We start from the raw sequence: 13,614 nt of genomic DNA, 5'->3' as shown, positions 1-13,614 counted from the left end.
CACCTGCCGGGCCATTACTCGACGAGATCACCGCCCTCCTGCCAGAGCGCGAGTACGTCCTCCGACGGTTCCACATGGAGCTCGTGACCGTGCGGCGGTACGCGGGTCTGAAGCCAGGTCTTTTGCAGATGCGCCATGTCGCCGCTGCGAAACAGCTCTGCGAGCGCGGCATCGACATGTGCCTTGAAAACGGGGTCGTCGTTCGGGAGCACCAGCGCGTAACGTTCAGGCGGGTCGGCGAGCGGCGACCCGACGATCTCGAACGCGCCCGGCGTCTTGCTCGTCGCGCGCAAGCCTTCGAGCAACACCTCGTCCAGAGCCAGCGCCTGGGCGCGGTGCGCGCCGAGCATGCGAAATGCGTCGTCGTAATCGCGCGCCATCAACAGTTGGAACCCGGACTGGGCGTGCCGCGCGCGCACGAGTCGTTCGGCTGTCGTGCCCTGCACCACCGCGAGACGCAGCCCGCGAAGCTGCGCGATGCCGTCGATGCCGCTGCCCCGGCGCACCAGCAGCCGAACGTCGCTGGCATAGTACGGCAGGCTGAACGCCACCTGCCGGGAACGCTCGGCCGTGACCGTCGACGGCGCGCAGTCGATGTCGATCGCCTCGCCCTTGACCATCGGTGCACGCATCTGCTCGATCACGCGTACCGGCGTGATACGCAACGTGGGCAGATTCAACGAACGCTGCAAGGCGGCCACGACGCGTGCGCAAAGTGCCCATGCGAGCCCGGTCGGGGCGTCGTGCGCGTCCACATACGAGAAAGGCACCGCCGTCTGGCGAAACCCCAGCACGATGCGTTCGCGCTGTGCGATGCGCGACAGGGTCGGGCTGTCGGCGGAAGCATCCGGCCCTGACGTCTGCGCAGGCCATTGCACCGCTATCTCCTCGGGCGGATGGGACAACCTCGGCATTCCCGGCAGCGTTGGCTCACCGGCGTGTGCCGTCAGCGCGACCGCGGCCAGCCCCGCAGCCAACAGGCGCCGCCTAAGACTCGCAAAGCGAGGCACGTTCGCAATACGTACAACGCGACACAAATGGCTCGACGAACCGGAGACGAGAGAGAGAAAAGACGAGAGGAAAAGCAGACAAGGCGGCAGGGACATGGTCGACGCAGACACCTGAAGGGGAAAGTGCCCACACCTTAGCAATGTCGGCTCACCCGCCCGCACGCCACGCGCGACTTTTCGGACAATTCCCGACCAACCCACTTTGCGTATGACACCGGCCGCACAGCAGCGGCGATCAACGCGTGTGCGCCAACAGCGACTGCAACAACTGCTCGTCGTCTTCCGGCGAGGGTGCGGTGTTGTCGAAACGAACCAGGCCGGGAAATGCCGCTGCCGGGGGGAGAAAGCGCCGCAAACGATACTCCTCCCAATGCTCGAGCTTGTAGGCGTCGTTCGGATTGCCCCGGCTTTCGATGCGGGCCTTCGCGCGCGCCTCGTCAAGATCGACCCACACCACGTGCACGCCCACGTCATCGTCCACGCCAAGCCAGCCGCGGTCGAACAGCAGCCCTTCGCGCAGTTCGCGCGAGAGCGGCCCCACGACGAGCACGTTCACACCGAGTCGCAAGTTCTCTCGGGCGGTCTCCAGCAAACCGGCGTATTCCGGCTCGCGCAGGGTCTCCAGGTAGAGCGGGCTGTCGCGGTCGTTCGGATTGCCGGTGAGCGCCCCCATGACAGCGGCGCTGTAGGCGCCGTACAGGGTATCCTTGTCGAGCAGGCAGAACGCCTCGCCGCTGCGCGAGATGAGGGGACGGATCAGACGCTTGGCGAGCGTGGTCTTTCCCGCCCCGGCATGGCCGCAGAAAAAGATGAGGCGCGTCATGCGGCCGCCTTGCGCTCGAACATCACGAAGTGCTTGCGCACCGGTTCGAGCACCTCGAACACGCCCTCGAAGCCGGCCGGGATCACACAGGCGTCGCCCGGGCCGAATTCCGACGCGTTGCCATCGAGATCGCTGATACGAATCCGGCCTTCGATCACCGAGAAGAACTCCTGGCGATGCGCGCCGAACGCGATGCGCCAGGCACCGGGCTCGCACGTCCATTCGCCGCAATCGAATTCGCCGAGCGCGTCGGTATAGAACGGCCGCGTCATACGCTGCGGATTGCCGCGCACGCGGCGCGCCTCGGCCGGATGATCGAAGATGGCTTCCCCCGCCTGCGCGGGAGCGAAAGTGATAAGCGAAGGTGCAGTCATCTGTGTACCCAATACGCGAAGTGACGAAGTGCGAAGCACGGGAGCGCCAGACGTCGAAACGCCGGGCACATCAGTTGAGCGCGGCGCTCAGCTTGCGCCGCCACGCCGACACCGTGGCCGGATCCGTCTCGGCGAGCGCATCGAAGATGGCCAACATCGACTTGCGTGCCGCGTCGTCACCGAACGAGCGATCGCGCCGCACCAGATCGAGCAGTGCCTGCAATGCCGGTTCGTACGCACGATCGGCCAGATAACGATTTGCGAGATCGAGCCGCGCCTGGAGGTTGTCCGGCTCGCTTTGCACCCGCGCGAGCAGCTCCGGCGCGGGTGGCAGATGGCTGGCCTGCTCGGCCGCCGCGATGCGCGTGCCGAGTGCGGCAATCCGGGCGTCGCCGCTCGCAGCCGTGCGCGGCGAGAGCAATGCGAGCTCGGCGCGCGCGGCGCCCGCGTCGCCCATGCCGAGCAGCACGTCGACCAGATCGAGACGCACGTCGTCGTGCGCAGGGTCGAGCGCCAGCGCCGCCTGCAAGGCGTCGCGCGCCACCTCCGGCCTGCCCTCGGCCAACGCGTCGCGCGCCACACGACGCGCCATGTCGGCCGGGTTCGGCACGATGCGGTCGATGAACTCGCGAAGCTGCCCTTCCGGCAGCGCCCCGACGAACTGGTCGACGGGTTCGCCGTCGACAAAGGCCACCACCGTCGGCAGGCTGCGCACACCGTATTCCGCGCAAAGCTGCGCGTTCTCGTCGGCATTGATCTTCACGAGACGGATACGGCCCTGCGCTTCGGCCTCGAGCTTTTCGAGCAACGGCCCGAGCACATTGCATGGGCCGCACCAAGGCGCCCAGAAGTCGGCCAGCACGGGCACCTGATGCGAGACGGCCAGTACGTCGGCGTCGAAACTGGCGAGATTGGTATCGATCATAGGGTCTGTCGAGCGTGGTAAATTGCGTGGACGGCAGCCGTTACCCATGGAAAAACGCATGGCAAACGGCCGTCAGCTTGAAGCATGGTAATCGCAAAACTGGGCAAATCGTTACGGACGCGCTTCGGCGCTCCGGGTTCCCGCTCCGATCGCAGGTCGCCGGCGGGGTTCACGACACGCAAGGAGGCACATGCACGCAAGCCACGGCACGGCAATTTTCTTCACCCAACTGCTGTTGCTCGTTCTCGTCGGCCGCTTGCTCGGCGAGCTCATGCAGCGCCTGCGCCAGCCGGCGGTCATGGGACAGTTGCTCGCCGGCGTATTGCTCGGCCCGTCGATCTTCGGTGCGCTGCTGCCCGCCTGGCAGCATGCCGTCTTTCCCGACAGCGATACCCAGAAGAAGATGCTCGATGCCGTCTCCGAGCTGGGCGTGCTGTTGCTGCTGCTCTCCACCGGGCTCGAGACCGATCTGGGGCTGGTCCGGCGCATGAAGCGCATGGCGATTTTCGCCTCGGCGGGCGGCATGGTGATTCCGTTCGCCTGCGGCTTCGCACTCGGCTGGCATCTGCCCGACAGCTTGCTGCCGCACCCCGAGGCCCGTCTCGTCACATCGCTGTTCCTCGGCACCGCGCTCTCGATCTCTTCGGTCAAGGTCGTGGCGATGGTCATCCGCGAGGTCGACTACCTGCGCCGCAACATCGGGCAGATCATTCTCGCGGCGGCCATTCTGGACGACACCACCGGGTGGATCATCATCGCGGTCATTGCCGGCCTGGGCGCGAGCGGCACGATCGACCTCGGGCATCTGGCGTTCAGCCTGGGCGGCACACTGTTGTTCATCGTGCTGTGCTTCACCGTCGGCAAGCGCGCGGTGGCCGTGGCGATTCGCTGGACGAACGACCGTTTCACCGTCGAGATGCCGGTACTCAGCGCGATTCTCGTGATCACCTTCGTGCTCGCGCTTGCCACCGACCGCCTCGGCGTGCATACCGCGCTCGGTGCATTCATGGCCGGCGTGATGATCGGGCAGTCCCCCATTCTCTCCGAGCAGATCGAAGCACAGTTGCGCGGTCTGATCGTCGCCCTGTTCGCCCCGGTTTTCTTCGGCGTGGCGGGGCTGTCCGTCGACCTGACGATTCTGCTCGATTGGCGCATGCTCGGGCTCGTTGCGGGCCTGATCCTGATCGCGAGCGTCGGCAAGTTCACCGGCTGCTTTGCGGGCGGGCGCCTTGGCGGGATGTCCTCGGCCGAGGCACTCGCGTTGGCCACCGGCATGAACGCGCGCGGCTCGACCGAGATCATCGTGGCAAGCATCGGCCTGTCGCTCGGCGTGCTCAGCCAGGATCTGTTCACGATGATCGTCATCATGGCGCTCATCACCACCCTCATCATGCCGCCGGTGCTGCGACGCGCGCTGGTGCGCATTCCACTCTCGGCGCAGGAGAAGGCACGACTCGAGAAGGAGGCGGCCGAGGAAAAGGACTTCCTGCCGAATGTCGAGCGCATTCTCGTCGCCGTCGACGGCAGCGCCAATGGGCGCTTCGCCGCCTGGATCGCCGGACTGACGGCCGGGGTTCGCGGCACGCTCACCACAGTGCTCGCCCCGTCGGCGGCGCCCACGGACGGCGGCAGGACCGCCCGTGAAGTCGCCGAACCGGCACGCTCGCCCGCGCGGCCGGCGAAGGACAAGTCGGCGATCGGTGCCGACGAGGAAGGCGCCGGTCGTGACGCCTACGACATCGCATTGGCCGCTGCGCAAATCGCTATCCCCCGCGCACCGGGGACCCCCGGCGTCAAGGACGACACCGGCACCAATCCGTCGCGCGAGGCCGCTCGCCTCGTGCTACGCGAGCGCACCGGCAAGGCGCCGCCGAAGACGCCGGACCTGCCCCACGGCCCCGTCAAGGAAAGCGACGACGGCCAGGCCGGCGACGAGAACGCTGGCGACGCCAGCCGCCGTGGCAAGTCGACAGACGTGCCGAAACACGAACCTGTTGGCGAAGCGCATGACGACAAGCGCGTGAGCGAGGCCAGCGAGACCGGTGAATTCGTCGCGAGCGACCCGTCGGACGCGGTGCGCGAGGAGGCGGCGGCACAGCCGGACCTCAGCCACGAAGCCGCACGCATCTCGGACGAAATCGCCAAGGGTTACGGCTTCGTCATCACCGGATTCGACACGCCGGGGCAGGCGTCGGAGTCGGATTCCGACGTTCCGCCATTGCCGTTGCCCAAGGGCGTGCTGCCCCTCACCAAGGCGTTCGACGGTGCCATCGGCATCGTGCTCGCCCACGGCGACCACGCGCGCAAGCCCGATGCGCCGCTTAATATCCTCGTGCCGGTTTCGGGCACGGACGACTCACGGCATGCCGCCGAACTCGCCATCACGCTGGCGCGAGCCGCCAACGCACCGGTGACCGCCCTGCACGTCTCGGCGCGAGTGGCGCCGGGCATGCTGCATCGGCGCTGGCGGCCTCGCGTGTTGCGCCCGGACGCCGCGGAGGCGGCCATGCTCGAGAATCTGCACGCGCTCGCCAAGCGAAACGGCGTGAAACTGCGCACGCGTCTGCTCGCGGGCGGCAAGGTCGACGACGCCGTGCTGCACCAGATTCACCACGGCAAACACAATCTGCTGGTACTCGGCGTGCAGCCGCGTTTCGGCGATCGCCTGAACTTCGGTGCCGTCTCGCACCGCCTGCTCGAGGAGCGCCGCTGTTCGGTGATCGTGCTCAGTGCATGATCCGCATGCCGGCGGTGCGAGCGCCGTCATGAAAAACGCCTGCCGCCGAACGATTCGGCGGCAGGCGTTTCGCTTCCGACAATACGACGCGCACGCTGGCTAGCGATTCCCCGGGAAGCCTCAGGATGCCGCCGGCTTGCGCTCTGGCAGCGGGATCCACTCCGTCTCGCCCGGGACCTTGCCCATCTGCTGGGCCGTCCATGCGGCCTTGGCCTGTTCGATCCGCTCACGGCTCGATGACACGAAGTTCCAGAAGATGAAGCGATCGCCGTCGAGGGGCGCGCCGCCGAGCAGCATCAGCCGCGCCGGTCGATCGCCCGCCACGATGCGCGCGTCGGTCCCGGGCGCGAGTACGCCCATGCGCTGCTCGGGCAGCACTTCGTCGTTGACCGTCACTTCGCCCTCGACGGTATAGACCGCGCGCTCGGCATACTCGGGCGGCAGCACGAACGCGGCACAGGGAGCCATGTCGACGGCCAGGTAGAAGATCGGCGAAAACACTTTCACCGGCGAAGTCTCACCGAAGGCCGTTCCCAGAATCAGACGCATGTGCACGCCCGGCTGGAAGATGTCGGGCAACGACGACGCCTCGTGGTGCGCAAACGTGGGTTCGGCCTCTTCGTCGGCCTGCGGCAGCGCCACCCACGTCTGGATGCCGTGCACGTCGCCGCCGCGCTCGCGCACGTCGTCCGGGGTACGCTCGGAATGCACGATGCCCCGCCCGGCGGTCATCCAGTTCACGGCGCCCGGCGTGATGCGTTGATCGCTGCCGAGACTGTCGCGGTGCCAGATTTCGCCGTCGAAAAGATACGTGACCGTGGCAAGACCGATGTGCGGATGCGGGCGAACGTCCATGCCCTGCCCCGGCGCGAGCGTGGCCGGCCCCATGTGATCGAAAAAGATGAATGGCCCGACCGTCTTGAACGGCAGGCTCGGCAGACTGCGCTGCACGGTGAAGGCGCCGATGTCGCTCGTGTGCGGCTTGAGTACGGCAAGGAAGGGGCTCGTGGAATCGGTCATGGCGCATTTCTCCTGCGGTCTTGGGGGACTGGGTGAAGCGATTGTAGAGGACATTGCGGGCCGGCTCCATGACACCTGCGCATGATTGCCGCGACGCGGCGCATGCTGCGCACATGCGCCGCGCCCATCGATCCTATAATGCAGGAATCCCATGACATTACCCGCACGCGTGACGCGTGCATCCGCTTATGAACAAGGCCTTCGTCAAGGAAGACACCGGCGACGACGACGACGATCTCGACGCCGGCGCACCGCCGATTCCACCGGGCACCAAGAATTACATCACGCCGACGGGCTACCGCCGCCTGAAGGACGAGTTGCTCGACCTCATCGACAATCAGCGCCCGGAGGTGGTGAAGATCGTGTCCTGGGCGGCGTCCAACGGCGACCGCTCGGAAAATGGCGATTACATCTACGGCAAGCGGCGCCTGCGGGAAATCGACCGGCGCATCCGCTTCCTGACACGTCGGCTGGACAACGCCGAAGTGGTGGACACGCGTCGTCAGGAGAATGTCGATCAGGTGTTCTTCGGCGCGGAAGTCACGTACGCCGACGGCAAGGGAGACGAGCACACGATCATGATCGTCGGCATCGACGAGGTCGATCTCGAACGGGGTCACGTGAGTTGGATTTCGCCGATCGCTCGCGCCATCACCAAGGCGAAGGTCGGCGACACCGTACCGCTTCGCACGCCGGCCGGACTCGATCAGATCGAGATTCTCGACGTGCGCTATCCGCCGCCGTCCGAGTGACGACCGCCGTCGGTCAGTAGTCGCCGCGCTCGCGCGTGATGCGCATGGCGTGATTGGCTCGCACCTCTTCCTGATGACGCTCGCTCGGCCGCTCGCGCGCCACGCGCATGACATCCGGGTTCACGCGCACGCGCCGCATCACGTTGGCCAGATGCACCCGGTCGCTGACCTGAATGAGGAATCGCAGCGTGGCGGATTCGTCGGGCACCACTTCGTCCATTCCAATGTGCACGATGTTGGCGTCCGATGCCGTGATATCGGCCGCGACCCGAGAAAACACGCCACGGTTGTGACGCACCAGCACCTTGATGCCCACGTCGAACAGTCGACCAGGCTGCGGCGCCCATGCCACGTCGATCCAGCGCGTGGGGTCCTTGCGATGGATGCGACGCGCCACGGGGCATTCGGTCGTATGAATCGCCATGCCCAGCCCGATGCCGATGTAGCCCATGATGGCGTCACCCGGAATCGGACGACAGCATGACGAGAACTGCACCGACATGCCTTCCGTGCCGGTAATGAGCACTGGCGGCCCGACGGTCTCCTCGCCGTTGCGCGGCGAGTCCGCATCGTCCGGGCTGTCGGTGTCGTTCTCGCTTTCCTTGCCCGACGAAAGCACCGCGAGGCGCTTGGCCAGCACGGCGGCCACACGGCGTCCGAGACCGATGTCGGCAAAAATGTCCTGTCGATCCTTGTTGCCCGTCCACTGCGCGAGCTTGTCCCAGATCTCCGGGGTAATCTCTGCCATCGTCAGGCCGTACCCCTTGAGCGCCTGCTCGACCAGGCGTTCGCCCAGCTGCACCGATTCGGCAAAGCGCATCGTCTTGAGGTAATGGCGAATGGCCGAGCGCGCCTTGCCGGTGCGAACGAAACCGAGCCACACCGGGTTCGGCTTCGAATAAGGCGCGGTGATGACTTCCACGATATCGCCGTTCTTGAGCTCCGTGCGCAGCGGCAGCAACTCGTTGTTGATCTTCACGGCCACGCACTGGTTGCCCAGATCGCTGTGCACCGAGTAGGCGAAGTCGAGCGCGGTGGCGCCGCGCGGCAGCGCCATGATGCGCGCCTTGGGCGTGAAGACGTAGACGGCGTCGGGGAACAGGTCGACCTTGACGTGTTCGAGAAATTCTGTGGAATCGCCCGTCTCGCTCTGAATGTCGAGCAGCGACTGCAGCCATTGATGCGCGTGCTTCTGCACGTCGTTCATGTCGGCGCCGCCGTTCTTGTACAGCCAATGCGCCGCCACGCCCGCTTCCGCGATCTCGTGCATGCGGCGCGTGCGAATCTGGAATTCGATGGGGGTCCCGAACGGGCCGACCAGCGTGGTATGCAGCGACTGGTAGCCGTTGACCTTCGGGATGGCGATGTAGTCCTTGAACTTGCCCGGCACCGGCTTGTACAGCGCGTGCAACACGCCCAGCGCCAGGTAGCACTGCGCGTTGGACTCGACCACGACACGGAAACCGTAGACATCCAGCACCTGCGAGAACGACAGCTGCTTTTCCTGCATCTTGTTGTAGATGCTGAAGAGCGTCTTCTCGCGTCCGAAGACGTCGGCGCTCACGCCGCCGTCCTTCAGGGCTTTCTCGACGGCGTCGAGAATCTTGCTCACGACCTCGCGCCGATTGCCGCGCGCGGCCTTCACGGCCTTGTCGAGCACGGCGTAGCGACGCGGGTAATAGTTCGCGAAGCTCAGGTCCTGCAGCTCGCGATAGGTGTTGTTCAGGCCCAGACGATGGGCGATGGGCGCGTAGATGTCGAGCGTTTCGCGCGCCACACGGCGCTGCTTCTCCGTCGAGGTCACGCCCAGCGTGCGCATGTTGTGCAGCCGATCGGCAAGCTTGACGAGGATCACGCGAACGTCGCGCGACATCGCCAGCAGCATCTTGCGAAAGCTCTCGGCCTGCGCCTCTTCCCGGCTGCGAAACTCCATCTTGTCGAGTTTCGACAGACCGTCGACCAGCTCCGCGACCTTCGGCCCGAATCGCTCGGCGAGTTCGGCCTTCGTCACGCCCTGGTCTTCCATCACGTCGTGCAACAGCGCGGCCATGATCGACTGCGCGTCGAGTTTCCACTCGGCACAGATTTCGGCAACGGCGACGGGATGGGTGATGTAAGGCTGTCCGCTCTGGCGATACTGGCCCAGGTGGGCTTCATCGCTGAACTGGAATGCCTCCTTGATCTGCGCGAGGTCGCTTTCCTTGAGGTATTCCCCAAGCATGCCCTTCAGACGGGCGATCGAGACGACCTCGTGCTTGCGCGGCTGCTCGGGCGTGGCCGTCGGACCGAAAAGATGCCGGTACGACTGCTCGAGCAGCGCGTCGATGTACTGCCGCGTGGCGCTTTCGCCCTTCTTTTTCTTGCGTTCGGGCTTCGGCTCCCCCGCTTTGGGTTCATCCGCAGCGATGGACGCGGCCGGAGATTTCGCATGACTCATACGTGTACCTGCATCGTCGAGCGGCCCGGAACGTCACATCGCATCAGTGCGGTCTCCCGATCAGACCGGCACTTTCTTGAGCATCTCGATGCCCACCTGACCCGCTGCGATTTCACGCAGCGCGACAACGGTCGGCTTGTCCTTGTTGTTCTCGAGCTTGGGCGTATGACCCTGCGCCAGTTGGCGGGCGCGATACGTCGCGGCGAGCGCCAGCTCGAAGCGGTTCGGGATCTTTTTCAGGCAGTCTTCAACGGTAATTCGGGCCATAAGGAGGTTCCTTCTAGATATAGGGCGTATTCTATCGCAGCCGGCGAACACCCGCGCAAAACGCAAGCGCCGCCGATGAATGCGAAGGGGTTACTGGGGCTCGTTCGGTGCGTGGATGTCCAGGTCGGTGAACAGTGTCTTGTGCCGCGCATATTGCGACGGGAAACGCAGTCGTGTCGCGGTGAATACCGACTGCAACTGCGCGAGCGCGCGCTGGAAGTCGTCGTTGATGATGATGAAGTCCGCTTCGGGCGCGTGGGCGATCTCGCCGCCGGCAGCGAGCAGGCGTCGCGCGATCACGTTGGGCTCGTCGGTGCCGCGCTTTTTCAGGCGCTCCTCGAGCGCGGCGATCGACGGCGGAAGAATGAAGATGCCGACCGCGTTCGAGAAGCGCTTGCGCACCTGCTGCGCGCCCTGCCAATCGATCTCCAGCAGCACGTCGCGGCCTTCGCGCATCTGGTCTTCGATCCACACGCGCGACGTGCCGTAATAGTTGCCATGCACTTCCGCGCTTTCGAGAAACTCGCCGCGCTTGCGACGCTCGAGAAACTGTTCGACCGAAATGAAGTTGTAATGCACGCCCTCTTCCTCGTTCGCACGCGGTGCGCGCGTCGTGCACGAGATCGACAGGCGAATTTCATCGTCCTGCGCGAGCAGCGCGTTCACGAGTGTCGACTTGCCCGCGCCAGAGGGGGCGACCACCATGAACAGGTTGCCGGGATACACGGCGTGCATCGGGGTTTGCGGGGCTTGGGATGGCGAGGACATGCGGGTTACTCCAGATTCTGCACTTGCTCTCGCATCTGCTCGATGTAGAGCTTGAGCTCCATCGACGCATCGGCAAGTTCCTTCGAGGCCGCCTTCGAGCCGAGCGTATTCGCTTCGCGATTGAGCTCCTGCATCATGAAGTCGAGCCGTTTTCCGACCAGTCCCCCCTTCTCGAGAACATGACGGGTTTCCTTCAGGTGAGCGTCGAGCCGCGTGAGTTCTTCCGCGACGTCGATGCGCACGCCGTACATGGTCACTTCCTGACGGATGCGCTCGGCGATTTCGTCCTTGCCGGGCGCGGCCGATCCTTCCGGCACCACGACGCCCAGCGCTTCCTGCAAGCGATCGACGATCTTCTGCTGGTGACGCGCGATCAAATCGGGCACCATCGGCTGGAGGTCGACGAGAATCGTCTCCATTTTCTCGATGCGCTCGATCAGGCTGACCTTGAGCTGGGCGCCTTCGCGCCTGCGCACTTCGACGAGCTCGCCGATGGCGGCGCGCCCGGCATCGATTACGGCGTCGCGCAGCGCTTCGGCCGTCACCGACTCCTCACCGAGCACCCCGGGCCAGCGGAGGATTTCGCCGGTGCGCATGCGCTCCGCATCCGGGAAAAGCTTGAGCACCTGTTGCTCGAGATCGGCGAGTTGCTTCACGGCGTCGAGGTTGAGCGCGCCGCTCGTGCCGCTCTCCGGGCGCTGCACGTTGATGCGGATGTCGACCTTGCCGCGCGAGAGCTTGGCGGTGAGCGATTCGCGCAGCACGGGCTCGCACGCACGCGCTTCCTCGGGCATGCGAAATGCCAGATCGAGAAAGCGCGAATTGACCGTGCGCAATTCGACCGACACGCTCGCGCCTGCGGCTCCATCGGCATGCGCAATGTCGCGCGTGACGCTGGCGTAGCCGGTCATACTGTAGATGTTGTTGTCTTTCATCGGGGTGACCGGTGCCACGGCCGCGTGACGGATTCTCAACGGGGCAAGGCGGCGACCGGATTCGCATGCAATGGATGAACCGCGATTATCGCATTTTCCGGCCCTTCGCTCAGGAATCGGCGCGCGGCGGCGGCGCGTGCCGCCAAGGTTGCGGCGTTTAGCGATACCATTCGGGTATTGCCGCATCCATTCACCTCGCAGGACACCCACACATGACGCCCATCACCCGACCGGACGGCCGTGCGCTCGACGCATTGCGCCCCGTGCGCATCACCCGCCAATACACCCGCTACGCCGAAGGCTCGGTGCTCATCGAATGTGGCGAGACGAAGGTCATCTGCACGGCCAGCGTGGAAGAGAAAGTGCCGGGATTCCTGCGCGACTCCGGACAGGGCTGGCTCACCGCGGAGTACGGCATGTTGCCGCGCGCCACGCACACGCGCGGCGACCGTGAGGCCGCACGCGGCAAGCAAAGCGGACGCACACAGGAAATCCAGCGCCTGATCGGCCGCTCGCTGCGCGCCGTGTTCGATCTCGAGAAGTTCGGCCCGCGCACCCTCCAGATCGATTGCGACGTGATCCAGGCCGACGGCGGCACGCGTTGCGCGTCGATCACCGGCGCCTTCGTGGCGGCGCACGACGCCGTCTCGAAACTCATTGCCGAGGGCAAGCTCGAATCGTCGCCCATTCGCGCGCACGTCGCCGCCGTGTCGGTCGGTTTGTACCAGGGGCACCCGGTGCTGGACCTGAACTACGCGGAAGACTCCGCCTGCGACACCGACATGAACGTCATCATGACGAGCGAAGGCGGCTTCGTCGAAATCCAGGGAACGGCCGAGGGCGAGCCCTTCACACGCGCGCAGAGCAACGCCCTGCTCGATCTGGCCGACGCCGGCATTCGTCAGTTGATCGACGCGCAGAAGCGCGCGCTGGGAGCCTGACGATGGCGATGCAGAAGATCGTGCTGGCGTCGAACAACCCGGGCAAGCTGCGCGAATTCGCGTCGTTGTTCGAGCCGCTGGGTATCGAGCTGATTCCGCAGGGCATGCTAGGCGTTTCCGAGGCAGAGGAGCCGCACGTCACCTTCATCGAAAACGCGCTCGCGAAGGCTCGACACGCGTCCGCGGCAACCGGCCTGCCCGCGCTGGCCGACGACTCCGGCCTGTGCGTGCCGATTCTGGGCGGTGCGCCCGGCGTGTATTCCGCGCGTTATGCGGCTCGCGCCGGGCGCGAGAAATCCGACGCCGCGAACAATCGTCACCTGATCGAGCAACTCGCCCCGCACGCGGACACGCCCGGCTATCGCGACGCGTATTACTTCGCCGCACTGGTGCTCGTGCGTCACGCGAACGACCCGCAGCCGATCATTGCCGAGGGGCGCTGGGACGGCGAGATTGTCGACACGCCGCGCGGCGCGCACGGTTTCGGCTACGACCCGCACTTCCTCATTCGCTCGCTGGATCAGACCGCCGCCGAACTCGACCCCGCCGTGAAAAACGCCCATAGCCATCGTGCCCGCGCCCTGCGCGTGCTGCTCGAGAAGCTGGGCCGGGAGGCGTAAGCGGT

13 protein-coding genes are annotated in these 13,614 nt (G+C 65.6%); 4 read left to right on the top strand and 9 right to left on the bottom strand.

From position 1 onward, the window contains the following. Positions 1–14: 14 nt before the first annotated feature. From LV28_RS33495 to trxA, 4 genes are all read right to left on the bottom strand, one after another. A complete protein-coding gene (locus LV28_RS33495; RefSeq protein ID WP_038617896.1) occupies positions 15–878 on the bottom strand; it encodes an amino acid ABC transporter substrate-binding protein in 864 nt (287 codons plus the stop codon). A gap of 367 nt (positions 879–1,245) precedes the next feature. Next, entirely contained in the window at positions 1,246–1,833 is a 588-nt protein-coding gene (locus LV28_RS33490; protein WP_023595436.1) for a P-loop nucleotide/nucleoside kinase family protein, read from the bottom strand. Next, positions 1,830–2,207 carry a cupin domain-containing protein gene (locus tag LV28_RS33485; protein WP_023871651.1) on the bottom strand — a complete coding sequence of 126 codons (378 nt, stop codon included), beginning with the start codon at positions 2,205–2,207 and terminating at the stop codon, positions 1,830–1,832. The genes LV28_RS33490 and LV28_RS33485 overlap by 4 nt, the downstream gene beginning before the upstream one ends. Positions 2,208–2,277: 70 nt before the next feature. Then, positions 2,278–3,129, bottom strand: coding sequence for a thioredoxin (gene trxA, locus LV28_RS33480; protein WP_023871652.1), 852 nt, complete (start codon positions 3,127–3,129; stop codon positions 2,278–2,280). 193 nt (positions 3,130–3,322) lie between these two features. On the opposite strand from trxA, the gene LV28_RS33475 reads away from it, so the two are divergent. Next, entirely contained in the window at positions 3,323–5,869 is a 2,547-nt protein-coding gene (locus LV28_RS33475) for a cation:proton antiporter domain-containing protein (protein WP_052408608.1), read from the top strand. Positions 5,870–5,989: 120 nt separating this feature from the next. Here the strand turns inward: LV28_RS33475 and LV28_RS33470 are convergent, their stop codons facing one another. Next, on the bottom strand, positions 5,990–6,889 hold the full coding sequence (locus LV28_RS33470) for a pirin family protein (protein WP_023595432.1): 900 nt from the start codon (positions 6,887–6,889) through the stop codon (positions 5,990–5,992). Between the two features lie 188 nt (positions 6,890–7,077). On the opposite strand from LV28_RS33470, the gene greB reads away from it, so the two are divergent. Further along, positions 7,078–7,641 carry a transcription elongation factor GreB gene (gene greB / locus LV28_RS33465; protein WP_023595431.1) on the top strand — a complete coding sequence of 188 codons (564 nt, stop codon included), beginning with the start codon at positions 7,078–7,080 and terminating at the stop codon, positions 7,639–7,641. A gap of 13 nt (positions 7,642–7,654) precedes the next feature. On the opposite strand, the gene LV28_RS33460 is transcribed toward greB, so the two are convergent. The 4 genes from LV28_RS33460 to LV28_RS33445 all read right to left on the bottom strand — a co-directional run bounded on the left by LV28_RS33460 (position 7,655) and on the right by LV28_RS33445 (position 12,048). Beyond that, positions 7,655–10,078 carry a RelA/SpoT family protein gene (locus LV28_RS33460; RefSeq protein ID WP_023595430.1) on the bottom strand — a complete coding sequence of 808 codons (2,424 nt, stop codon included), beginning with the start codon at positions 10,076–10,078 and terminating at the stop codon, positions 7,655–7,657. 60 nt (positions 10,079–10,138) lie between these two features. Further along, on the bottom strand, positions 10,139–10,345 hold the full coding sequence (gene rpoZ / locus LV28_RS33455) for a DNA-directed RNA polymerase subunit omega (RefSeq protein ID WP_023595429.1): 207 nt from the start codon (positions 10,343–10,345) through the stop codon (positions 10,139–10,141). A 90-nt stretch (positions 10,346–10,435) separates the two neighbouring features. Continuing rightward, positions 10,436–11,113, bottom strand: coding sequence for a guanylate kinase (gene gmk, locus LV28_RS33450; protein WP_023871655.1), 678 nt, complete (start codon positions 11,111–11,113; stop codon positions 10,436–10,438). Positions 11,114–11,118: 5 nt separating this feature from the next. Continuing rightward, positions 11,119–12,048 (bottom strand): YicC/YloC family endoribonuclease, encoded by a 930-nt coding sequence (locus LV28_RS33445; protein WP_023595427.1) that lies wholly within the window; start codon positions 12,046–12,048, stop codon positions 11,119–11,121. 212 nt (positions 12,049–12,260) lie between these two features. Here LV28_RS33445 and rph point away from each other — a divergent pair, with 212 nt between their 5' ends. Together rph and rdgB are read left to right on the top strand one after the other, a co-directional pair. Beyond that, positions 12,261–12,989: a ribonuclease PH gene (gene rph, locus LV28_RS33440; protein WP_023871657.1), complete on the top strand. Its 729-nt coding sequence runs from the start codon at positions 12,261–12,263 to the stop codon at positions 12,987–12,989. A 2-nt stretch (positions 12,990–12,991) separates the two neighbouring features. After that, a complete protein-coding gene (rdgB, locus tag LV28_RS33435) occupies positions 12,992–13,609 on the top strand; it encodes an RdgB/HAM1 family non-canonical purine NTP pyrophosphatase (protein WP_023595425.1) in 618 nt (205 codons plus the stop codon). The last annotated feature ends 5 nt before the right edge of the window (positions 13,610–13,614 follow it).

This window comes from Pandoraea pnomenusa (assembly GCF_000767615.3).
GTDB classification, from domain to species: domain Bacteria; phylum Pseudomonadota; class Gammaproteobacteria; order Burkholderiales; family Burkholderiaceae; genus Pandoraea; species Pandoraea pnomenusa.
This window is presented reverse-complemented; position numbering and strand designations above follow the sequence as displayed.